General features: G+C 44.6%; 19 protein-coding genes and 1 riboswitch. Of the genes, 18 read left to right on the forward strand and 1 reads right to left on the reverse strand.

Annotated elements, in window-relative coordinates; all coding sequences use genetic code 11:
* Positions 1-9 precede the first annotated feature (9 nt).
* Positions 10-93, forward strand: a riboswitch (NiCo riboswitch).
* 175 nt (positions 94-268) lie between these two features.
* The 18 genes from AB5150_RS12505 to AB5150_RS12590 all read left to right on the forward strand — a co-directional run bounded on the left by AB5150_RS12505 (position 269) and on the right by AB5150_RS12590 (position 20,542).
* Positions 269-1,201: a cation diffusion facilitator family transporter gene (locus AB5150_RS12505; protein ID WP_015534011.1), complete on the forward strand. Its 933-nt coding sequence runs from the start codon at positions 269-271 to the stop codon at positions 1,199-1,201.
* A gap of 397 nt (positions 1,202-1,598) precedes the next feature.
* A complete protein-coding gene (locus tag AB5150_RS12510) occupies positions 1,599-2,348 on the forward strand; it encodes a DeoR/GlpR family DNA-binding transcription regulator (protein WP_015534010.1) in 750 nt (249 codons plus the stop codon).
* Positions 2,348-3,250 carry a 1-phosphofructokinase gene (pfkB, locus tag AB5150_RS12515; RefSeq protein WP_015534009.1) on the forward strand — a complete coding sequence of 301 codons (903 nt, stop codon included), beginning with the start codon at positions 2,348-2,350 and terminating at the stop codon, positions 3,248-3,250. Before AB5150_RS12510 ends, pfkB begins: the two co-directional genes overlap by 1 nt.
* A 103-nt stretch (positions 3,251-3,353) precedes the next feature.
* Entirely contained in the window at positions 3,354-5,420 is a 2,067-nt protein-coding gene (locus tag AB5150_RS12520) for a fructose-specific PTS transporter subunit EIIC (protein ID WP_349818840.1), read from the forward strand.
* Positions 5,421-5,764: 344 nt separating this feature from the next.
* The gene (locus AB5150_RS12525) at positions 5,765-6,028 is read left to right on the forward strand and encodes an HPr family phosphocarrier protein (RefSeq protein ID WP_015534007.1); all 264 of its coding nucleotides are present in this window, start codon (positions 5,765-5,767) and stop codon (positions 6,026-6,028) included.
* A gap of 148 nt (positions 6,029-6,176) precedes the next feature.
* On the forward strand, positions 6,177-7,880 hold the full coding sequence (ptsP, locus tag AB5150_RS12530) for a phosphoenolpyruvate--protein phosphotransferase (RefSeq protein WP_368291963.1): 1,704 nt from the start codon (positions 6,177-6,179) through the stop codon (positions 7,878-7,880).
* Positions 7,881-8,189: 309 nt separating this feature from the next.
* Entirely contained in the window at positions 8,190-8,495 is a 306-nt protein-coding gene (locus tag AB5150_RS12535; RefSeq protein WP_015534006.1) for a hypothetical protein, read from the forward strand.
* Positions 8,496-8,931: 436 nt separating this feature from the next.
* The gene (locus AB5150_RS12540) at positions 8,932-9,819 is read left to right on the forward strand and encodes a sulfide/dihydroorotate dehydrogenase-like FAD/NAD-binding protein (RefSeq protein WP_055147166.1); all 888 of its coding nucleotides are present in this window, start codon (positions 8,932-8,934) and stop codon (positions 9,817-9,819) included.
* Positions 9,819-11,219: an NADPH-dependent glutamate synthase gene (gene gltA, locus AB5150_RS12545; protein ID WP_022216905.1), complete on the forward strand. Its 1,401-nt coding sequence runs from the start codon at positions 9,819-9,821 to the stop codon at positions 11,217-11,219. The genes AB5150_RS12540 and gltA overlap by 1 nt, the downstream gene beginning before the upstream one ends.
* A gap of 83 nt (positions 11,220-11,302) precedes the next feature.
* Positions 11,303-11,662 (forward strand): hypothetical protein, encoded by a 360-nt coding sequence (locus tag AB5150_RS12550; protein ID WP_004851321.1) that lies wholly within the window; start codon positions 11,303-11,305, stop codon positions 11,660-11,662.
* A gap of 175 nt (positions 11,663-11,837) precedes the next feature.
* Positions 11,838-12,653 (forward strand): HAD family hydrolase, encoded by an 816-nt coding sequence (locus AB5150_RS12555; RefSeq protein ID WP_349818839.1) that lies wholly within the window; start codon positions 11,838-11,840, stop codon positions 12,651-12,653.
* A gap of 247 nt (positions 12,654-12,900) precedes the next feature.
* Positions 12,901-13,395 carry an Lrp/AsnC family transcriptional regulator gene (locus AB5150_RS12560; protein WP_015534003.1) on the forward strand — a complete coding sequence of 165 codons (495 nt, stop codon included), beginning with the start codon at positions 12,901-12,903 and terminating at the stop codon, positions 13,393-13,395.
* A gap of 248 nt (positions 13,396-13,643) precedes the next feature.
* Positions 13,644-15,005: an NADP-specific glutamate dehydrogenase gene (gdhA, locus tag AB5150_RS12565; RefSeq protein ID WP_022216903.1), complete on the forward strand. Its 1,362-nt coding sequence runs from the start codon at positions 13,644-13,646 to the stop codon at positions 15,003-15,005.
* Between the two features lie 408 nt (positions 15,006-15,413).
* The gene (locus AB5150_RS12570; RefSeq protein WP_368291964.1) at positions 15,414-16,100 is read left to right on the forward strand and encodes a polyphosphate polymerase domain-containing protein; all 687 of its coding nucleotides are present in this window, start codon (positions 15,414-15,416) and stop codon (positions 16,098-16,100) included.
* A 93-nt stretch (positions 16,101-16,193) separates the two neighbouring features.
* Positions 16,194-16,874, forward strand: coding sequence for a DUF4956 domain-containing protein (locus AB5150_RS12575; protein WP_368291965.1), 681 nt, complete (start codon positions 16,194-16,196; stop codon positions 16,872-16,874).
* Positions 16,875-16,934: 60 nt separating this feature from the next.
* A complete protein-coding gene (locus tag AB5150_RS12580) occupies positions 16,935-18,767 on the forward strand; it encodes a carbohydrate-binding domain-containing protein (RefSeq protein WP_368291966.1) in 1,833 nt (610 codons plus the stop codon).
* 144 nt (positions 18,768-18,911) lie between these two features.
* On the forward strand, positions 18,912-19,442 hold the full coding sequence (locus tag AB5150_RS12585) for a histidine phosphatase family protein (protein WP_022216900.1): 531 nt from the start codon (positions 18,912-18,914) through the stop codon (positions 19,440-19,442).
* Positions 19,443-19,465: 23 nt separating this feature from the next.
* Entirely contained in the window at positions 19,466-20,542 is a 1,077-nt protein-coding gene (locus AB5150_RS12590; RefSeq protein ID WP_055273844.1) for a putative manganese transporter, read from the forward strand.
* Between the two features lie 113 nt (positions 20,543-20,655).
* On the opposite strand, the gene AB5150_RS12595 is transcribed toward AB5150_RS12590, so the two are convergent.
* Positions 20,656-20,904, reverse strand: coding sequence for a hypothetical protein (locus AB5150_RS12595; RefSeq protein WP_015533997.1), 249 nt, complete (start codon positions 20,902-20,904; stop codon positions 20,656-20,658).
* Between the last annotated feature and the right edge of the window lie 97 nt (positions 20,905-21,001).

The raw sequence follows: 21,001 nt of genomic DNA on the forward strand, positions 1-21,001 counted from the left end.
TATAAATCTACAGTACAAACTGAGCAGACCATTGGTGTAAGCCAAGGAGTCGGGCCATCATGGCAGTGGAATCTTTACATCCACGGGACAGTAGTTACTAATACTGAGTCGTGGGTGTTTTTTTATACTCTTTTAGACATTCTATAAAATCTCCCACATATATTTAGTGATAAGAGCTTTCTGAAATTTATTGATCGCACAGCATCGGTCTTTTGATTAAGGTGATTATCAATAGACTGGTGTTCATTAGGAAAGGATGGCTGATTATATGGAAAGCGCAAACAAAATAAACACGATGGCGGCATCTGCCGTATCAGAGGATGAGTTTAAAAAGGTTGCAAATAAAGTATCGTTTATAACGATAGTACAGAACGTACTGTTGTCAGTATTCAAATTATTTGCGGGAATATTTGCACATTCAAATGCAATGATAAGTGATGCGGTACATTCAGCATCAGACGTGTTCAGCACCATAATAGTGATAATTGGAGTAAAACTAGCGTCGAAGGAATCCGACAAGGAGCATCCTTACGGCCATGAGAGGCTTGAGTGTGTGGCAGCGATCGTGTTGTCTATAGTGCTGCTGTATACCGGTATCAAGATCGGCTCGCAGGCGGTTAAGGACATAATCGGTGGCAATTACCAAAGCCTGCAGAAACCGGGGATGCTGGCACTGGTGGCGGCTGTTGTATCCATTGTCACAAAGGAGATAATGTACTGGTACACAAGACACTATGCGAAGAAGATAGATTCAAGCGCACTTATGGCAGATGCATGGCATCACCGATCAGATGCGCTGTCATCGGTCGGCGCGCTTGTCGGTATCGGTGGTGCGATGATGGGATTCCCGGTTATGGATTCCATTGCAAGTATTGTTATCTTTGTATTCATAGCTAAGGCGGCATACGATATCTTCAAGGATGCCATGGATAAGATGGTGGATCACTCATGCGATGAAGAGACAGAGAAAGAGATGAGGGATTTTGTGCTCGCCCAGAAAGAAGTTCTCAGTGTTGATCTTCTTCACACAAGGATATTTGGCAACAAAATATATGTAGATGTGGAGATAGGTGTAAACGGTTCATATACATTAAGACATGCGCATGAGATAGCGGAAGAGGTCCATGAGGGAATAGAGAAGAATTTTCCAAAGGTAAAGCATGTGATGGTGCATGTCAATCCTGCGGATGTGGCAGAATAATCATAGATTGATAACGCAGAGTAAGGCACGGATCAGATTTGGTCTGTGTCTTATTTTTGTGTGTTGGAAGCTGCAAAACGAGTACCAAACCTGCAAATAGTCAAAAACAATCAAAATAATTCAGAAATCTTCAAAAATATGCAGAATAATGATTGACAATCTTCATTTACGATGATATTATGCATATAGATTGATTGAAAGTGACTGAAATCAAGTGAAAACCACCTTGAAACAATCACAAATAATTGAAAACAGTCAAAAAATATGTTATCCTAAAGAAAAGTTAAAAGCACCGGATGCAGATATATGCATTCTGAAAAGCCACGAAAAAAGAAAATACACAAACACGAAAAACACATATACAGGAGACATACTTAAAAGACAGGAGGCAATTATTATGATGACCGAGGATAGATACACAGCGATTTTAGATGCACTGAAAGAGAGAAAGTCTATGACAGTTGCAGAGTTCACGGAGATCACGGGAGCGTCAGAATCTACTATAAGAAGAGATTTGATAGCTCTGGACGATATGGGTAAGATCAAGAGATTCCATGGTGGTGCCAAGGCGATCGAGCATGAATATATCACCAATGAGGCACCGGTTTCAGCCAAGGCACAGCTCAACGTCGAAGAGAAAAGTGCCATTGCAAAATATGCGGCAACGATGATCAATGATGAAGATTTCATATTTATAGATGCAGGAACCAGCACGGAGCTCATGATCGACTATATCGGCGAAACAAATGCCACATTTGTCACCAATGGAATAGCACATGCCAAGCGGCTTCTCAAGAAGAACCTCAGAACGTATATGATAGGCGGACTTGTAAAGCCGATCACAGAGGCGATCATCGGAGCCGAGGCAGTCAATTCCATGAAAAAGTTCAATTTCACAAAGTGCTTTCTTGGAACGAATGGAATCCATATGGATTACGGATTCACAACGGTTGATGTGGAAGAAGCTATGGTGAAGATGGAAGCGGTGAACAGATCTTATGCGAGCATAGTCCTTGCTGACAGCAGCAAGTTCGACAAGGTGACGGCAGTGACATTTGCAGCAATCGAAAAAGCCTGTATTATCACGGACAGACTTGTAAATGATAAGTACATAGACGCCACAGTTGTAAAGGAGGTACTCAGATAATGATTTATACGGTGACATTCAATCCGGCGCTCGATTATGTTGTCAAGATGGACAGCCTTGAGCTTGGAATGGTGAACAGAAGTAAGTCAGAAGCTATATTCTATGGCGGCAAAGGTATCAATGTCTCCACCGTACTTAAGAACATAGGAGTTGATTCCGTAGCTCTCGGTTTTGTTGCCGGATTTACCGGTAAGGAGATTGAGGACGGAGTCAAGGCCATGGGAGTTAAGACAGATTTTATCCAGCTGAAGAATGGTCTCAGCAGGATAAATGTCAAGATCAAGGCAGAACAGGAGACGGAGATCAACGGACAGGGGCCCGACATTAAGAAAGATGAGCTTCAGCAGATGTTTGACAAGCTGGACAAGCTCCAGTCGGGAGATTGCCTGATACTTGCGGGAACCATCCCTGCTTCACTTCCATCTGACATATACGAGCAGATCATGGAGAAGCTTATGAACAGGAACATCGACATCGTGGTGGATGCGACAAAGGATCTTCTGCTCAATGTATTGAAGTTCCATCCATTCCTCATCAAGCCGAATAACCATGAGCTTGGCGAGATGTTCGGAGTAGTCTTAAAGAGCGACGACGAGATCGTTGAGTATGCGAAGAAGCTTCAGGTCATGGGTGCACGAAATGTACTCATATCCATGGCAGGGGATGGAGCAATACTTATCACAGAGACAGGAGAGGTTCACAAGATCGGAGTTCCAAAGGGAACAGTTGTGAACTCAGTAGGGGCAGGTGATTCTATGGTGGCAGGTTTTACAGCAAGCTACCTGAAGGATCACGATTACATGGAAGCGCTGAAGAGAGGAACAGCAACCGGAAGTGCCACAGCATTTTCAGAAGGCCTTGCCACAGCGGACAAAGTAGAAGAACTCTACAAGCAGTTATAGTAAAACGTACGTGTTCCGTCGTGAGAGGGAATACTTAGGAGATTCAGATATCGCACAGCAGCATATGTGGATGCGGCTGATTATTTAAGAGGAGGTTACGCTTATGAGAATCACAGAGCTTTTATCAAAGGAAAGCATTGCTCTGGGTGTAAAGGTAGATTCAAAGGATGCAGCGATCGACTACCTTGTAAACCTGCACGATGCAGCAGGCAACATCTCAGACAAGAAAACATACAAAGAAGGAATACTTAAGAGAGAGGAAGAGGGCTCAACAGCTATAGGAGAAGGAATAGCGATCCCTCACTCCAAGAACAAGGCAGTCAAGAGACCTGGACTTGCAGCTATGACAGTTCCAGATGGAGTTGATTACGACTCACTTGACGGACAGCCATCAAACCTGTTCTTCATGATCGCAGCACCAGAGAGCGGATCAGATGTACATCTTGAGGTACTTTCAAGACTGTCTATGCTCCTCATGGATGAGGACTTCAGAGCAGAGCTTCTGAAGGCAGCAGACAAGGATGAATTCCTTGCAGTCGTTGACAAATATGAGAACGCAAAGTTCCCAGAGGAGACAGCAGAGAAGCCTGAGGAAAAGGCAGTTGAGAAGGCTCCTGAGAAGAAAGGCTTTAGAGTGCTTGCCGTTACAGCGTGTCCTACAGGGATAGCTCACACATATATGGCAGCCGAGGCACTTGAGAAGGCCGGCGCCAAGATGGGATATGCATTAAAGGCTGAGACAAATGGCTCAGGCGGAGCAAAAAATATACTTACTGATGAAGAGATCGCAAACTGTGATGGTATCATAGTTGCAGCTGACAAGAGTGTTGAAACAGCAAGATTTGATGGAAAGCCGGTTCTTTTCACAAGAGTGGCAGACGGAATACACAAGCCTGAGGAGCTCATACAGAAGATCGTGGATGGTCAGGTTCCTGTTCACCACGAGGAGGGCGGCAGAAAAGAGTCAAGCAGTGCAAATGGCAGTGTGGGAAGCAGAATATACAAGCATCTTATGAACGGAGTATCACACATGCTCCCATTCGTAATCGGCGGTGGTATCCTCACAGCTCTTGCATTCCTTATAGATACACTTTGCGGATTTGGTGCAACAGGTGGATCCAACTTCGGTTCCATGACCCCGCTCTCAGCATTCTTCAAGTATGCCGGTGGCCTGGCGATGGGCGTGATGGTTCCGGTGCTTGCAGGATTTATAGCAGAGTCCATAGCAGACAGACCTGGACTTGCGGTTGGTTTCCTCGGCGGTATCCTGGCATCTTCCGGAAATGCAGCCTTGTCCGGTTATGTATGGGCAGGAGATAACCTTGGCGGCTTCCAGTCATTTATATCAAAGTTTGGATTCGTCGCAGAAGGCGGCGGAAATACAGTATCAGGTTTCCTCGGCGGTATCGCAGCAGGTTTCCTTGCAGGATATGTAGTTCTTCTTCTTAGAAAGATCTGCTCAAAATTCCCTAAGTCACTGGAGGGAATTAAGCCAACACTTATATATCCACTTGTTGGTATGTTTATAGTTGCAGTACTTATGATATTTATACTCAATCCAATTATTGGATTGATCAATACAGGACTTTCAGATATGCTGACAGCCCTTGCAAATAAAAATCTTCTCATCCCACTTGGAATTATCCTCGGCGGTATGATGGCGATAGACATGGGCGGCCCTATAAACAAGGCAGCTTATGTATACGGAACAATGGTTCTCGCAACAGCGTCAGAGCTTGTCGCAGGCGGCGCACAGCTCTCAGATCCAGCAGTTCAGGCATGCTATATCTCAATGGCATCAGTTATGGTAGGTGGTATGGTACCTCCACTTGGAATTGCCCTTGCATGTATCTTCTTCCCTAAGAAGTTCACAAAGGCAGAGAGAAACTCAACAGTATCAAACATCGTAATGGCTTGTGGATTCATCACAGAGGGCGCAATACCATTTGCAGCTGCAGATCCACTCCACGTAATACCATGTACACTCGTAGGCGCAGCAGTTGCAGGTGGAATGTCAGCAGCGTTCAAATGTACACTGATGGCACCTCACGGTGGAATATTCGTATTCGCAACAGTAGGCAACTGGTTACCATACATCATTTCATGGCTTGTTGGATCAGCGATCACATGTATCATGCTCGGTCTTATCAAGAGAAAAGTGCAGGAGTAAAAAATGCACAAAAGTAATGCACAAAAAACGACAGAATGTTATAATTTATACAATTGGGGTTTGTGAAAATCTGTCGGATATATGGAATAACGAAAAAGGTGTGGGGAACATCTGGCTGTGATACCATATAACAGAAAAATGCAGATCAAATGTTTTTACAAAATTCTGCTAAATCCGAGGGTTGATAAGAAACAGAACCATAAAGCAGATAATTACAAGTCACAATATATTATTAAACAAAACAAGGGCCGCTTATGTAACACAAATTCTGCAAGTGATATATACAATCACTTGCAGTCGTATAATGATCATTGCGGCCCGTATTAGAAAAGGAGAAGATTATTATGGTAGCACAGACAGTAAAAGTAGTAAATGAACAGGGACTTCATATGAGACCAGCAGGAGTGTTTGCAAAGGAGATGACAAAGTTCTCATGCGCAGTAACTCTTGATGTGGCAGGCAAGAAGATCAATGCCAAGAGCGTAATGCTCATCATCGCAGCATGCATCAAGTGCGGTGCAGAGGTTACAATAGAGTGTGATGGTGCAGACGAGAAGGAGGCTCTTGCAAAGGCAGTTGAGCTCATCGAGTCAGGATTCGGCGAGTAATATAGTATGTAGTATAGGTATATTGCCATGACGTCGAAGCGGGCTATTTATATATGAAATCTGAAATCAGACTTCGGTACATTTTACAGGCAGATGGTACTCGGCTGGAGTACCATTTGTTGTATAGAGAATAATTGGAGGTTTTCTTATGAATAAAGGAATCGCGGGTTCAGCCGGCTATGGCGTTGGAAAGGTTGTGATCATATCTGACGCAAAGCCGGAATATGAGAACAGAACGATCACAGATACAGATGCAGAGATCAAGAGATATGACGATGCTGTTGCGGCATTTACAGAAAAGACTCATGCCATGGCAGAGGCTATGAAAGAGAGTGTCGGAGAGCATAATGCCGAGATACTTGAGGGACACATACTGCTCCTCACAGATCCGGGGATGGATGAGATCACAAAGGGCGCGATTATGAGCGGAACCTGTGCAGAGGCTGCATTTGAGAGTACATGTGATATGTTTGCCGGAATGTTCCAGATGGCAGATGATGAGCTCACAAGACAGAGAGCAACTGATATTGGCGACATCAAGGTGAGAATGCTCAAGATACTCACAGGTACACCTGATGTGAACATATCAGAGGTTCCAGCTGGAACTATCCTTGTGGCTGAGGATCTCACCCCATCCATGACAGCGGGAATCGTTAAAGAAAATGTGGCAGGAATCATCACAGCAGTCGGCGGTAAGACTTCACACTCGGCTATCCTTGCAAGAGCACTTGAGATACCGGCGGTGCTCAGTGTGGATGGAATAGTTGATATGGTCTCAGACGGCATGATGGCGGTAGTTGACGGATGCGATGGAATCTGCATACTTGATCCGTCACAGGAAGAGATAGACGAATATCAGGCAAAGAGAGAGAAATATCTTAGCGACAAGGCTCTCCTTGAGGTATATAGAGGCAAAGATACAGTTACAGCTGACGGTGTAAAGGTACATTTGTATGGCAATATTGGTAATCCGGAGGATGCAAAGCAGGTTGCTGCATGTGACGGAGAGGGCGTTGGCCTTTTCAGAACAGAGTTTCTGTTCATGGGCGCATCGGAGCTCCCATCTGAGGAAGAGCAGTTCCAGGCGTACAAGGCGGCTGCTGAGAACATGGAGGGCAGAGAGGTTATCATCAGAACCCTTGATGTGGGCGGTGACAAGGATATCCCATACCTTGGACTTGAGAAAGAGGACAATCCGTTCTTAGGTTTCAGAGCAGTGAGATATTGTCTGCAGAATAAAGATTCATACAGAGTACAGCTGAGGGCACTTCTCCGTGCGAGTGCATTTGGCGATATCAAGATTATGGTACCGCTTGTCACATGTGTTGATGAGATCAGAAGTGTGAAGGCTCTTGTTAAGGAACTCATGGCGGAGCTTGACGCTGAGAATATAGCATACAACAAGGATATCCAGGTCGGTGCAATGATAGAGACTCCTGCGGCAAGTCTCATAGCAGACCTGCTCGCAAAGGAGGCAGACTTCTTCAGCATAGGCACAAATGACCTGACGCAGTACACTATGGCGGTTGACAGAGGCAACGCTAAGGTTGCTTATCTGTACTCATCCTACAATCCTGCAGTCCTCCGTTCCATGAAGAATATCATCGAGGCGGCAAATGCAGTGGGCATCATGGTAGGCATGTGCGGTGAGGCGGCAGCAGATCCGTTGCTCATACCTCTCCTCATATCATTTGGACTGGGAGAGTTTTCAGTCAGTGCCACTTCAGTCCTTGCGACAAGAGGAACGATAGCCAAGTGGTCGAAGGCTGAAGCAGATGAGTTGGCAGCAAAGGCACTCTCACTTGCAACAGAGACGGAGGTTGCGGAACTTCTCAAAGCAAATGTAAGATAGATTAAAAGTGCACAATATGGCTTGGTAAAAATATGAGCACATTTTTGTATGTTTCATGTGTTTGAGAAAACAATAATGAACAAAAACCATGACTCGTAGTGACTATTTTCACGAAAATAAAAAAGTCGGCATTTTTAACTGGAAAAAGTGCCGATTTTTTTGTTACAGTATATTTAGTAGCAGGAAGAACATTTGGTGATCAGAGTAAGCCTTGCGAATCGAAACAGGCAGGCGTATCATATAGCAATTTTAGTGCGTCTGTTTCATTTGTATTGTAGATGGAAATAATATGGATAGGAGGATGTAATAATGTTTGAGAATGAAAAAGTAAACCATGTGAAGTTTGGTGAAGGCAGTGTGATGGAATGTGATGGAAGCCATATAAGAATAGTATTTTCTTATAATAATGTAGAAAAGACATTTGCCTATCCGGGAGCATTTGACAAGTTTGTCAGCTTCCAGAGCAAAGAGGCACAGCAGGTAGCGGAGAGCGAGCTTGAGCAGATAAAGCTGAACCAGAAAAAGCTGGAGGGAATGAAGAAGCTTATAATTCAGGAGAATGAGCGAAGGAAAGAGGAAGCACTCAAGGCCAAGGCGAAGAGAAAGAGACAGTAATATAAAGTAAGATATAGAAAAAGCTAGTAAGATGTATTGACACTGAAATGTGCCAGCAAGATTGTGTGATGAGACAAAAGAATAACAGTGGATGCAGTTTTGTATCACGTGAGATATAATAGTCCCTGCCAGAGAGAAAATTTTCTCTTTTGGCGGGATTTTTTGCACCTGAGGATAATTTTTAGGATTTTGTGCCTGAAGGAACGAATAAGGCACTTGCAAGGATAAATTTGTACCAAATATGGAAGATGCGGTGCAAATATGAAAAACACAGTGTTGCAGTAATGCAGTGCTATTTTTACATATACCTTGATTTTGTTGATATTTTTTGCTAAATTAAGTACGTACGTGTATAAATAGGGGGCATTTGCACCCATTTACAGAATAAAATGATCATAACAGTCAGATTTGGCTGTCGGAAAGGACGGAGCACAGAGTGTATAAGATTACTAAGGTTGAACAGTTGACAGAGACCATATACCTCATGGACGTGGTTGCACCACGAGTTGCAAATAAATGTCTTCCGGGACAGTTTGTAATTGTCAGAGGTTCAGAGGATGGAGAGAGAATCCCTCTCACTATCTGTGATTACTCAAGAGAGGACGGAACCATCACTATAGTATTCCAGGTAGTTGGAGCTGCTACAGAGATGATGAAGAATAAGAAGGTTGGAGATTCATTTGCGGATTTCGTTGGACCACTTGGATGTCCATCAGAGTTCTGTAAGGAGGATATAGAAGAACTCAAGAAAAAGAAGATTCTGTTCGTTGCAGGTGGTGTTGGAACAGCGCCTGTATACCCACAGGTAAAGTGGCTCCACGAGCAGGGTATCGATGCTGATGTCATCGTCGGAGGAAGAAACAAGTCACTCATCATTCTTGAGGATAAGATGAAGAAGGTAGCCGGCAACCTGTATATCACAACAGATGACGGTTCATATGGAAGCAAGGGTGTCGTTACCAATGAGATCCAGAAGCTTGTAGACGCTGGCAACAAGTATGATGTATGTGTTGCTATCGGACCTATGATCATGATGAAGTTTGTATGTAAGCTCACAAAGGAGCTTGAGATTCCTACAGTTGTCAGCCTTAACCCTATCATGGTAGACGGAACAGGTATGTGTGGTGCCTGCCGTGTAACAGTAGGTGGAGAGGTCAAGTTCGCATGTGTAGACGGACCAGAGTTCGACGGACACAAGGTGAACTTTGAGGAGGCTATGCAGCGTCAGCAGCTCTACAAGACTGTAGAGGGCAGAGCATTCCTTGCAGCAAAAGAGGGCGATACACATCATGGCGGATGTGGAAACTGTGGAGGTGACAAGTAATGGCTATAGAAGTAGATGTTTGGAAGAGAGTGCCGGTTCGCGAGCAGGAGCCACAGGTACGTGCAAAGAATTTTGAAGAGGTTTGTTACGGATATAATGAAGAGGAGGCTATGGCTGAGGCTTCAAGATGTATAGGATGCAAGAATGCCCCATGCATGAATGGCTGTCCTGTATCTATCAATATCCCTGGATTTATAGCTCAGGTCAAGGAGGGCAACTTCGCTGAGGCGTTCAAGATCATCAGCGAGTCATCAGCACTTCCTGCTGTATGTGGACGTGTATGCCCACAGGAGACACAGTGTGAGCAGAAGTGTATCAGAGGAATCAAGGGCGAGGCGATATCCATCGGTAAGCTTGAGAGATTTGTTGCTGACTGGGCTCGTGAGAACGGAATCAAGCCAGAGCCTGCAAAGGAGATGAACGGTCACAAGGTGGCAGTCATCGGATCAGGCCCTTCAGGTGTGACAGCAGCCGGAGATCTTGCAAAGATGGGTTACGATGTAACTATATTCGAGGCACTTCACCAGCCGGGCGGAGTTCTCGTATACGGAATTCCAGAGTTCCGTCTTCCAAAGGAGAAGGTAGTTGCCAAGGAGATCGAGAACATCAAGTCACTTGGTGTTAAGATAGAGACAAATGTAGTAGTAGGAAAGTCAGTCACAATCGACTCACTCCTTGAGGATGAGGGATTTGACGCAGTGTTCATCGGATCAGGTGCAGGACTTCCTAAGTTCATGGGTATCCCAGGCGAGAATGCCAACGGCGTATTCTCAGCAAATGAGTACCTCACAAGAAGCAACCTCATGAAGGCATTTGACGAGAATTCAAATACACCTATCATGAGAGGTAAGAAGGTTGCCGTTGTCGGTGGTGGAAATGTTGCTATGGATGCAGCAAGAACAGCACTCAGACTTGGCGCTGAGACGCATATCGTATACAGACGTTCAGAGGAGGAGCTCCCAGCCAGAGTTGAGGAGGTTCATCATGCTAAGGAAGAGGGAATCATATTTGATCTCCTCACAAACCCAACAGAGATCCTTGAGGATGAGAACGGCTGGGTATGCGGTATGAAGTGTGTGAAGATGGAGCTCGGTGAGCCAGACGCATCAGGCAGAAGAAGACCTGTTGTGATTCCAGATTCAGAGTTCACAATGGACGTTGACACAGTAATCATGTCACTTGGAACTTCACCAAACCCACTTATCTCATCTACAACAGAGGGACTTGAGACAAACAAGTGGAAGTGTATCGTTGCAGAAGAGGCAAACGGACAGACAACCAAGGAAGGCGTATATGCCGGTGGCGATGCCGTAACAGGTGCTGCAACAGTTATACTTGCAATGGAAGCTGGTAGAGCTGGTGCAAAGGGAATTGATGAGTACATCAAGAACAACAAGTAATAATTATATAGAGTCATAAAACGAGGCTGATGTGTATAGAGAATACTTCACATCAGCTTTGTTTTATATACGGGGGATTAGTTATGTATGATGAATTTGCAAAATGGTTAGACAGAATTTTAGATGAGAATATGCCGCTGCCGGGGGTGGCGATCAACTTCAATATATATGAAGAGGTGGACTTGCATTGGTCGATCCAGTTGATAAGTTCAACTTATTTTGACGAGGAGGACGAGGACTGGAATTGTTACGAGGAGTTCACGACAGGGGAAGATCTGTACGAATGGCAGCAGGGTGTAGGCTGGGAGAAGATACTTGATATTTCCTGTGAGATGATCAGAAAGTATCTCACAGAAGGAAAATATGCTGAGAAACTTAAGAAGTACGAGGCTGTTGCCGCTGGATTCGTGGACGGCGATGTGGAAATCCTGTACAGAAGATAGAGTGTTATGGAAACTAGTATGTAGTAGAAAATTGAAAATCTAGTGGGTAGTAGGAAATCGAGTGAATTGTGGGAAAACGAAAGCATTATAAGAAATAATGCACGTTGTATGAAAATGTGTGAGTTGTAGAAATATAGTATGTATTGCAGAAAAATTGTGATAGGTGGGTGACAACATGAAAACTTTATATGTATCAGATCTGGACGGTACGCTTCTTCGCAGCAATGAGACCACATCCGAGTATACAAACAGTGTAATCAATAATCTGACAGATAGAGGAATGATATTCTCTTATGCCACGGCGCGCTCCCTTATCACAGCTAAGAAGGTGACAAGCGGACTGCGGGCAGAAATTCCACTGATCGTATACAATGGGGCGTTTATCGTAGACAATGTTACCGGTGAAGTCCTTGCTGCAAATTACTTTGATGAATCGGTAGGATCAGTGCTTGACGATCTGTTCGGTAATCAGATATTTCCGATAGTGTATGCGCGGATAGATGGCAAGGAGAAATTTTCGTATGTTCCGGAGCTGTGCACAGATGGTATGAAGAAATTTCTGCTCAGCAGGCAGGGGGATGTCAGGACAAATATCGTAAAGTCAGCAGAGAACTTGAAAGTGGGAGATATTTTCTACATAACCTGCATTGACAGTCCGGAAAAATTAAAACCGTTGTACGATAAGTATAAGGATAAATTTCACTGTGTATATCAGAAAGACATTTATACAGATGAACAATGGCTGGAGATCATGCCGTTTGCAGCATCTAAGGCAAATGCAATAAAACAGTTGCAGGAACTTCTGGAATGCGACAGGGTGGTTGCCTTTGGAGATGGCAGGAATGATATAGATATGTTTGAACTTGCTGACGAAAGCTACGCAGTGCAAAATGCTGATGAACAGCTAAAAAGGTATGCCACATCGGTTATATCATCAAATGATGAGGATGGGGTGGCGCACTGGCTTGAGGATAATTATATCGTAAAATGACGAAAACTTATGGGTAAAAATCCAGGTTGGGTATAACGGTAAATATACATAAAAATCAGGTTGTAATTTGCGCAGAGCAGGGTATATAATGACACTACACATTTATAATCTTAAGTAAATATGCTAATATGATTGTGAAACACAAGTTGCACCACGAGATAAGGTGCTTGAATAGGGAAAAGGACAATTGCGGTTATGTAGGATAATATTGTAATTGCCTTAGAAAGTGAGAAGGAGAAGACATCTTATGGAAAAGAAAGAACTGATATACTACAGACTGGATGAGGTGGATGAGAAGATACTTGCCATGCTTCAGGACAATGCACGTGTATCACTCAAGGATATAGGTGCTGAGGTGTCCATGTCACCTACAGCAGTTGGAACAAGAATAGACAGGATGCTTGCCGAGGGCGTGCTTGAGGGATTTACGACCAAGCTCAACCCGGAGGCTATGGGTCATTATATCAAGGCATTTATCAATCTGGAGGTTTCACCTGAGCAGAAGGCTGAGTTCTATCCATATATAGACAGCGTGTTAAATGTTGTGGAGTGCAACTGTGTGACAGGAGATTACTCAATGCTCATTGAGGTACGTTTCAAGACAACAGCAGATCTCGATCATTTTGTTGGTGAACTTCAGAGATTTGGCAAGACCAAGACTCAGATCGTATTCTCCACAAATGTAAAGCACAGATGCAGATACTGGAAGAATGATCTTCACCACGATGAGGAGAAGAAGTAAAAAGTGAAAACTGTGTCGAAAAGACTTTAGACGTTTAACTCAGCGGGAAATACCCCAAAACAAGAAGAATGTTTATAAATAATAAGCTTAATTGATAAAAACAGGGGAAAATTAAGCAAAAACAAAAAAATACTTAGATTTCACAAGTTTTTTCTTTACAATCTTAATTTCCTATACTATAATAGGGAGCGTGGTCAGAAAATAATTAACAGGTCACGATATATAATCAGTTTAGGAGGATTTTTACTATGTCATATGTTGATGAAGTACTCGAGATAGTACAGAAGAAGAATGCAGATCAGCCTGAGTTCTTACAGGCAGTAACAGAGGTTCTTGATTCACTCAGACCTTGTATCGAGGCAAATGAGGAGCTTTACAGAAAGAATGCTATCCTCGAGAGAATCACAGAGCCAGATAGACAGCTCATGTTCAGAGTACCATGGGTAGATGACAACGGACAGGTACAGGTCAACAGAGGTTTCCGTGTACAGTTCAACAATGCCATTGGACCATACAAGGGAGGTCTCAGACTTCACCCATCAGTAAACCTTGGTATCATTAAGTTCCTTGGTTTCGAGCAGGTTTTCAAGAACTCACTTACAACACTTCCAATCGGTGGCGGTAAGGGTGGTTCAGACTTCGACCCTAAGGGTAAGTCAGACAGAGAGATCATGGCATTCTGCCAGAGCTTCATGACAGAGCTTTGTAAGTATATCGGTGCTGATGTCGATGTTCCAGCTGGAGATATCGGAACAGGCGCTAGAGAGATCGGTTTCATGTTCGGTCAGTTCAAGAGAATCCGTGGATCATACGAGGGAGTTCTCACAGGTAAGGGACTTACATATGGTGGATCACTTGCTCGTACAGAGGCTACTGGTTACGGACTGCTTTACCTTACAAACGCACTGTTAAAGGATCATGACATTGATATCGCAGGCAAGACTTGTGCAGTATCAGGTGCTGGTAATGTTGCAATCTACGCAATCCAGAAGGCACATCAGTTAGGTGCTAAGTGTGTTACATGTTCAGATTCTACAGGTTGGATCTACGATCCAGAAGGAATCGATGTTGCACTTCTTAAGGAAGTTAAGGAAGTTAAGAGAGCACGTCTTGATGCTTATGCTGCTGCTAGACCATCAGCTGAGTACCATGTAAAGAAGGATGCAAATGATCACGGCGTATGGTCAATCAAGTGTGACCTTGCTCTTCCATGTGCTACACAGAACGAGCTTAACCTTGACGATGCTAAGATGCTTGTTGCAAACGGCGTTATCTCAGTAACAGAGGGCGCTAACATGCCTACAACTCTTGAGGCTACTAAGTACCTTCAGGAGAATGGTGTTCTCTTCGTTGGTGGTAAGGCTGCAAATGCAGGTGGTGTTGCTACATCAGCTCTTGAGATGAGCCAGAACAGCGAGAGACTTTCATGGACATTCGAGGAAGTTGACGGCAAGCTCAAGGGAATCATGGAGACAATCTACGCTAACATCTCAGATGCAGCAAAGAGATACGACATGACAGTTGGCGGAAACGCAGACTATGTTGCAGGTGCTAACATCGCCGGCTTCGAGAAGGTTGTTGACGCTATGCTTGCTCAGGGTGTTTGCTAATCATAAGCATTTGACGAGAGCCACATCTTCAAATCAACTAGACATAAGATTATAATATAAGACTATAGACGTCCATCTGTGGAGTGATCCGCAGATGGGCGTTTTTGCGTTGCAGTTGTCTTCGGTGACTCCTGTTGGTGTAATCTCTATGTTGTATATGTCTACCCTCACTTTGACTTTGCTTCCATCGTGCACGCCGCGCCAAGCACGATAAGGGCGCCTAGCTCTCTGCGGCGGCACAGAAGCGTCAAAGTTCGGTCGCCGACACTACCGATTGGATATACAACGTAGAGAATACACACCAACAGGAGTCACCGAAGACAATTTTTTATATTTAAAGTTCGTTTAAGTTTTACAGGCTATTATAGCATCATCAAGAGGGAATAAGGTAAAGAAAGGATGATGCTTATGGCAGACAACACGTTTAAAAGATATGAACTTAAGTACATGTTAGATAGAGAACAGTACGAGCAGATAATGAGCGAAATGATAAGGTATATGCAACCGGACAGGTTTGCACATAGCCAGATCATTAACATATATTTCGACACTCCTTCCCACAGGCTCATCAGAGACTCCATAGAAAAGCCGGTTTACAAAGAAAAGCTCAGGCTCAGAAGCTATGGAGTCCCGGATGACGATTCAGAGGTTTTTATTGAGCTCAAGAAGAAATACAAATCTGTTGTGTACAAAAGAAGGCTGGAGGTGCCTGAACAGGAGGCTATGGATTATCTGGTGGGCGGCCAGCCGCTGCACGAGGATTGTCAGATAGGAAGGGAGATAGATTACTTCATGCAGGTGTACAAGGATCTGGAGCCTGCGGTGGTTCTCTCGTATGAGAGAGATTCCTACAAAGGAATAGATGATCCGGAGCTCAGGATCACGTTTGATTACAATATACTGTGGCAGAATGACGATCTGACACTTCAGAAAGAACCATATGGGCACAAGGTCATACCAGAATATAAGGTGTTGATGGAGATCAAGATGTCAGGCGGGTTCCCGCTGTGGCTGTCACATCTGCTCACAAAGTATGGAGCATACAAGACGTCATTTTCAAAGTATGGAGAGGCGTATAAACAGATGGTAGGCTGACATAAGTGGATCATATACATTTAAAGCCAGAAACTAAAAAAGACGAATTATGTAAATGATAAAGTGGCAAACATAGACAGGAGGAGATAGAAGATGACAGGATTATTTGACAGTATATTTGGAACGGCGACAACGATATCAGTGCAGGAGTTTCTGATCTGCATAGCGGTATCCCTTATAATAGGAGTATTCCTTGCGTTGGTTTACGCATTCAGAAGTAAATACACCCAGAGTTTTCTGGTGACATTGGCACTTATACCTGCGGTTGTGTGCGTGGTGATCATGATGGTAAATGGCAATGTTGGCGCGGGTGTTGCTGTGGCAGGTGCATTCAGCCTTGTAAGGTTCAGATCGGTTCCAGGTTCGGCAAAGGAGATATGCGCCATATTCCTTGCGATGGGAGCTGGACTTGTGACCGGAATGGGATTTATAGGATATGCAGTATTATTTGCCGCCATACTAGGCGGAGCGATGTTCATTTGCAACCTTACTGGATTTGGCGGCGGAAGGGATGAAGAGAGAGCCCTGAAGATCACCGTGCCTGAAAATCTCGACTATACAGAGGCATTTGATGAGATACTTGCCGACTGTACAGACAGTTACAGACTGATAAATGTGAAGACGACCAACATGGGAAGCCTGTTCAAGCTTACATATGTGGTGAAGCTTAAGAAGCACACAAATCAGAAGGATATGATAGATAACCTCAGAGTGAGAAATGGCAACCTTGAGATCATGCTGGCACAGGTGGATTCGGGGGACATGACATTGTAGAAGTCAGTTGATAAGGCAGATACTTAGTAAGGAGATGATCGTACGAGGAAGAATAAATATATGAGACATATAGCGGGAATCCGCAAATGTCTGGCTATAGGGTTGACAGCGGCCATGTGCATGGCAATGCTTGCCGGATGTTCAACCAGCCAGAGCACAAGCTCGACTTCAGATACTGAGGTGACAAGTGATGTGAGCACAGAGACTGACGCTGATAAAGAAAGCCCAAATGGCAGTGCGGATGCAGAGAATACCAGTGTAAAGACAGAGATGACTGTGGAGGAAATGCAGGCGGCTATAGATGAAGCCATGAGCGATGCGGCTATAGATATAACAGATATGTTCACGAAGCGGGATCTGGCGGGAACCTATGATGAGAGCGAGGCTGTAAAGATAACATTATCGGGAAAGACAGCCGCATGTAATAGTTCAAATGTTCAAATCGAGGATGGAGTGGTGACTATCAAAGCGGCAGGTGTATACGTTCTGTCAGGGACACTCACAGACGGCACCATCGTGGTGGATGCGGGCGATGATGATAAGGTTCAACTTGTACTTGACGGAGTATCGATCATGGCTGCGGACTATGCGGCTATATATGCAAAGAACGCTGACAAGGTGTTTGTTACGTTGGCGGAAGGGGCAGGGAACAGTCTTACGGTATCCGGAGACTACGTCCAGACGGATGACAATAATGTGGACGCTGTGATATTTGCCAAATGTGATCTCACACTTGATGGCACTGGAAGCCTGACGGTCAAGGATAACATGGGACATGGAATCGTGTCCAAGGATGACCTGGTGGTTACAGGCGGTACTTATACCATATACAGTCAGGATCACTGCCTGAACGGCAAGGATAGCGTGAGAATTGCGGATGGAACATTTAACCTGAGTTGTGATGAGGATGGTATACATGCGGGAAATGACGACCAGCAGGATGGATATGTATATATAGAAGGCGGAGATATCAACATATCGGTTGGCGATGACGCGATCCATGCGGAGGGACTTCTGATAATAACTGGTGGAGATATAGATGTATCTAAGAGTTGTGAGGGGGTAGAGGGGGATAAGATCCTTGTGACTGGCGGTGATATAGATGTGATATCCAGTGATGACGGCTTCAATGCAGCTGGAGGCAGCTCAGGCTCGGGAGACAACCATGATGGTTTTGGAGGCGGCCCAGGTATGGGCGGAGTGGACATGGATGCCGACAATGATGCATATATTCTTATAACAGGAGGAACGATAAATATAAATGCCAACGGTGATGGAATAGATTCCAATGGCTACATTGGAATTACAGGAGGCAGCGTGTATGTACTTGGTCCTTCTGACAATGGCAATGGCGCGATGGACTACGGAATCTGTGCTGCGATAACAGGCGGCGAGATCGTAGCTGTGGGTGGTTCCGGTATGGCTCAGGGATTTGGAGATGAGTCCACACAGTGCTCGGCTCTTGTTAACTTTGATGAGTGGGTTGACGCCGGCGAAACGATCACACTTACTGATTCAGATGGCAAGGAGGTGCTCAGCTATAAGGTGGATAAGAAATTTAACTCGGTTGTTATCAGCACATCAGACATGAAACAGGGTGATAACTACACTTTGACTGTCGGTGACCAGAACAGTACATTTACACTGGATGATATTACATACAGCGAGGGCTCAGGCGGAATGCAGAGACCGGGCGGCAATTTAGATAATGGCGGAATGCAGAGACCGGGCGGCAACTCAGATGATGGAAATATGCAGAGACCAGGTGGCAATTCAGATGATGGAAATATGCAGAGACCGGATGGTGATTCAGATAATGGGCAGAATGACAGCGCAAATGGCAGTTCACAGAACAAAGACAATAGTTCGAGCTCAGACAGCATGAGCATATAGAAGATAATTACAGACGCTTTAATAGCCGAAAACAGTTGATTAATTTGCAAAAATGCTTAATATTATAAAGACATGAGATTTTTGTAGTTAATACACAGTTGGGAGAAAGAGCAGATATTCAATATGACTGGAAGGAGAAAACATATGAAGTTATATGTTGCAAGACACGGAGAGACGGAATGGAACAGACTTAATAAGGTCTGTGGCAGGACAGATTCCCCTCTTACAGATAAAGGACTTCAGCAGGCACAGCTCCTTGCAGAGAGATTGGATAGCTGCTCTATTGACGTGATAATAGCATCGCCGCTCTCCAGGGCACAGGAGACAGCACGAGCGGTGGCGGAGAGAAAGCATTTGCCGGTACTTACGGATGAAAGGCTTATAGAACAGGATTACGGTGTGTATGAGGGTGTCCAGAGGGACGACAGGGATTTCCTGAACAATAAAAGAATGTTCGCATACAGATATCCTGGTGGAGAATCCATGATGGATATCGCCAGGAGAACGTACGATCTGATAATTGAAACCCGCGAGACCTATCCGGATTCGTCGGTACTGTTTGTCTGCCATAACGGAATATGCAGGGTGATATGCAGCTATTTCATGGATATGACCAACGAGGAGTATTTTGGATTCAGTCAGGACAATTGTGGGTACAATATCTACGAGTGCTGATCTGAGAAGGAGTGTTTTATAATATGAAGGAATTGCTTATAGATTCATTTAAGGATGCACTGTTTGATACGGTGAAGCTCATCCCGTTTCTGCTCATCACCTATGTGGTCATGGAGTGGCTTGAGAGAAAAACTGCAGGCCGACAGGCACATGTGCTTGGAAAGGCAGAGAAGCTTGGGCCATTGATTGGCGGAGTGCTGGGAATAGTGCCACAGTGCGGATTTTCACTTATGGCATCCAACCTGTACAGCGGAGGCGTGATAGGGGCGGGCGTGCTCATAGCCGTGTTCATGTCAACCTCGGACGAGATGCTGCCGATCATGCTGTCAAATGACGCGATAAGCGCGGGGACAATAGTGAAGATCCTTGCGACAAAGGCGGTCATAGCCGTAATAACAGGCTATATAGTAGGATTTGTGCTGGACAGACTGAGAAAGCCGGTCCAGGTAAAGAAGATAGATCCAGTCCACAGACATGGCGGACATGATGAACACGAACACCATGGCGGACATGTGCACAGTGACACTGCAAAAGCGGCAGAAAGCTCCATACACACACAGAATATAGTGTATAAGGATGCTGCTGAGAAGAAAGGAAAGGGACATGTGCATGACTATGTCCATGAGCACAGTCACGACCACGGACATTTGGGAGAGAAGAATATCCATGAGGTGTGCGAACAGGAACACTGCGACTGCGAGGGTGGAATATTCAGATCTGCTCTGGTGCACACTGCAAAGATTGCGATATTTATATTTATATTCTCACTTGTGATAAATGTGATCATAGAGGCTGTAGGAGAGGAATCCATAGCCCGCATATTCAATGATGTGCCTGTGCTTGGAGAGGCGGCAGCAGCGTTGGTGGGTCTTATTCCTAACTGTGCGGCATCAGTCATAATAACCGAGCTGTATCTTCAGGGAATACTCAGCGCGGGTGCTATGATGTCAGGACTTCTGGTGAGTGCAGGAGTAGGCCTTGTGGTGCTCTTTAGGATGAACAGGCATAGACCTGTGGAGAATATAAGGATAGCAGTGGTGCTGTATGCTGCAGGACTTGCGTGGGGACTCATAATAAATGCTCTTGGAATCACATTTTAGCAGAGTGTAGAGAAAATAAATGTAAGCGATGCGCAGTGACCGCATTGCAATAAAGTAAAAAAGGGCTGCGAAAAAACTCAATCGAGTTTTTTCACAGCCCCTTGTGTGTGTTGTTACTTTGTGCGTTTCTTACCGCAGACAGGACAGATATCCTGATCCGTAGGCTGTCCGCATCCCCAGCAGATCCAAGTGTCCCCTTCACTGGATGGTTGCTCCGCCAGCTTTTGTGTCGGCTTCATCTTGAAGTTTTTGGAAACAATCTCCACATTGCCGTCCTCGTCAAGAGTAGTCTTGATATCTGCGGCGGCGGGAGTTGTGTCCGATGAAATATTTTTCTTCTTTTTCCCAAATCCAAATCCCATTTTATAACCCCGATTCTATAACATATATAAAATATTCTAATGCAATATATACAATTAAGCAATAGAAATTTGGACGAAATTGCCTATACTGTTGTAA

The organism is Coprococcus sp. RTP21281st1_F1_RTP21281_210402, from assembly GCF_040915325.1.
Taxonomy (GTDB): Bacteria; Bacillota; Clostridia; order Lachnospirales; family Lachnospiraceae; genus Coprococcus; species Coprococcus aceti.

What these genes read in the sequence shown, in the direction of transcription:
- AB5150_RS12560 (WP_015534003.1), top strand. Translation starts at nt 12,901, where the DNA reads ATGGAAAAGAAAGAACTGATATACTACAGACTGGATGAGGTGGATGAG.
- AB5150_RS12570 (WP_368291964.1), top strand. Translation starts at nt 15,414, where the DNA reads ATGGCAGACAACACGTTTAAAAGATATGAACTTAAGTACATGTTAGAT.
- AB5150_RS12520 (WP_349818840.1), top strand. Translation starts at nt 3,354, where the DNA reads ATGAGAATCACAGAGCTTTTATCAAAGGAAAGCATTGCTCTGGGTGTA.
- AB5150_RS12555 (WP_349818839.1), top strand. Translation starts at nt 11,838, where the DNA reads ATGAAAACTTTATATGTATCAGATCTGGACGGTACGCTTCTTCGCAGC.
- AB5150_RS12595 (WP_015533997.1), bottom strand. Translation starts at nt 20,904, where the DNA reads ATGGGATTTGGATTTGGGAAAAAGAAGAAAAATATTTCATCGGACACA.
- AB5150_RS12575 (WP_368291965.1), top strand. Translation starts at nt 16,194, where the DNA reads ATGACAGGATTATTTGACAGTATATTTGGAACGGCGACAACGATATCA.
- AB5150_RS12510 (WP_015534010.1), top strand. Translation starts at nt 1,599, where the DNA reads ATGATGACCGAGGATAGATACACAGCGATTTTAGATGCACTGAAAGAG.
- AB5150_RS12505 (WP_015534011.1), top strand. Translation starts at nt 269, where the DNA reads ATGGAAAGCGCAAACAAAATAAACACGATGGCGGCATCTGCCGTATCA.
- pfkB (WP_015534009.1), top strand. Translation starts at nt 2,348, where the DNA reads ATGATTTATACGGTGACATTCAATCCGGCGCTCGATTATGTTGTCAAG.
- AB5150_RS12590 (WP_055273844.1), top strand. Translation starts at nt 19,466, where the DNA reads ATGAAGGAATTGCTTATAGATTCATTTAAGGATGCACTGTTTGATACG.
- ptsP (WP_368291963.1), top strand. Translation starts at nt 6,177, where the DNA reads ATGAATAAAGGAATCGCGGGTTCAGCCGGCTATGGCGTTGGAAAGGTT.
- AB5150_RS12580 (WP_368291966.1), top strand. Translation starts at nt 16,935, where the DNA reads ATGAGACATATAGCGGGAATCCGCAAATGTCTGGCTATAGGGTTGACA.
- gdhA (WP_022216903.1), top strand. Translation starts at nt 13,644, where the DNA reads ATGTCATATGTTGATGAAGTACTCGAGATAGTACAGAAGAAGAATGCA.
- AB5150_RS12535 (WP_015534006.1), top strand. Translation starts at nt 8,190, where the DNA reads ATGTTTGAGAATGAAAAAGTAAACCATGTGAAGTTTGGTGAAGGCAGT.
- AB5150_RS12585 (WP_022216900.1), top strand. Translation starts at nt 18,912, where the DNA reads ATGAAGTTATATGTTGCAAGACACGGAGAGACGGAATGGAACAGACTT.
- gltA (WP_022216905.1), top strand. Translation starts at nt 9,819, where the DNA reads ATGGCTATAGAAGTAGATGTTTGGAAGAGAGTGCCGGTTCGCGAGCAG.
- AB5150_RS12550 (WP_004851321.1), top strand. Translation starts at nt 11,303, where the DNA reads ATGTATGATGAATTTGCAAAATGGTTAGACAGAATTTTAGATGAGAAT.
- AB5150_RS12525 (WP_015534007.1), top strand. Translation starts at nt 5,765, where the DNA reads ATGGTAGCACAGACAGTAAAAGTAGTAAATGAACAGGGACTTCATATG.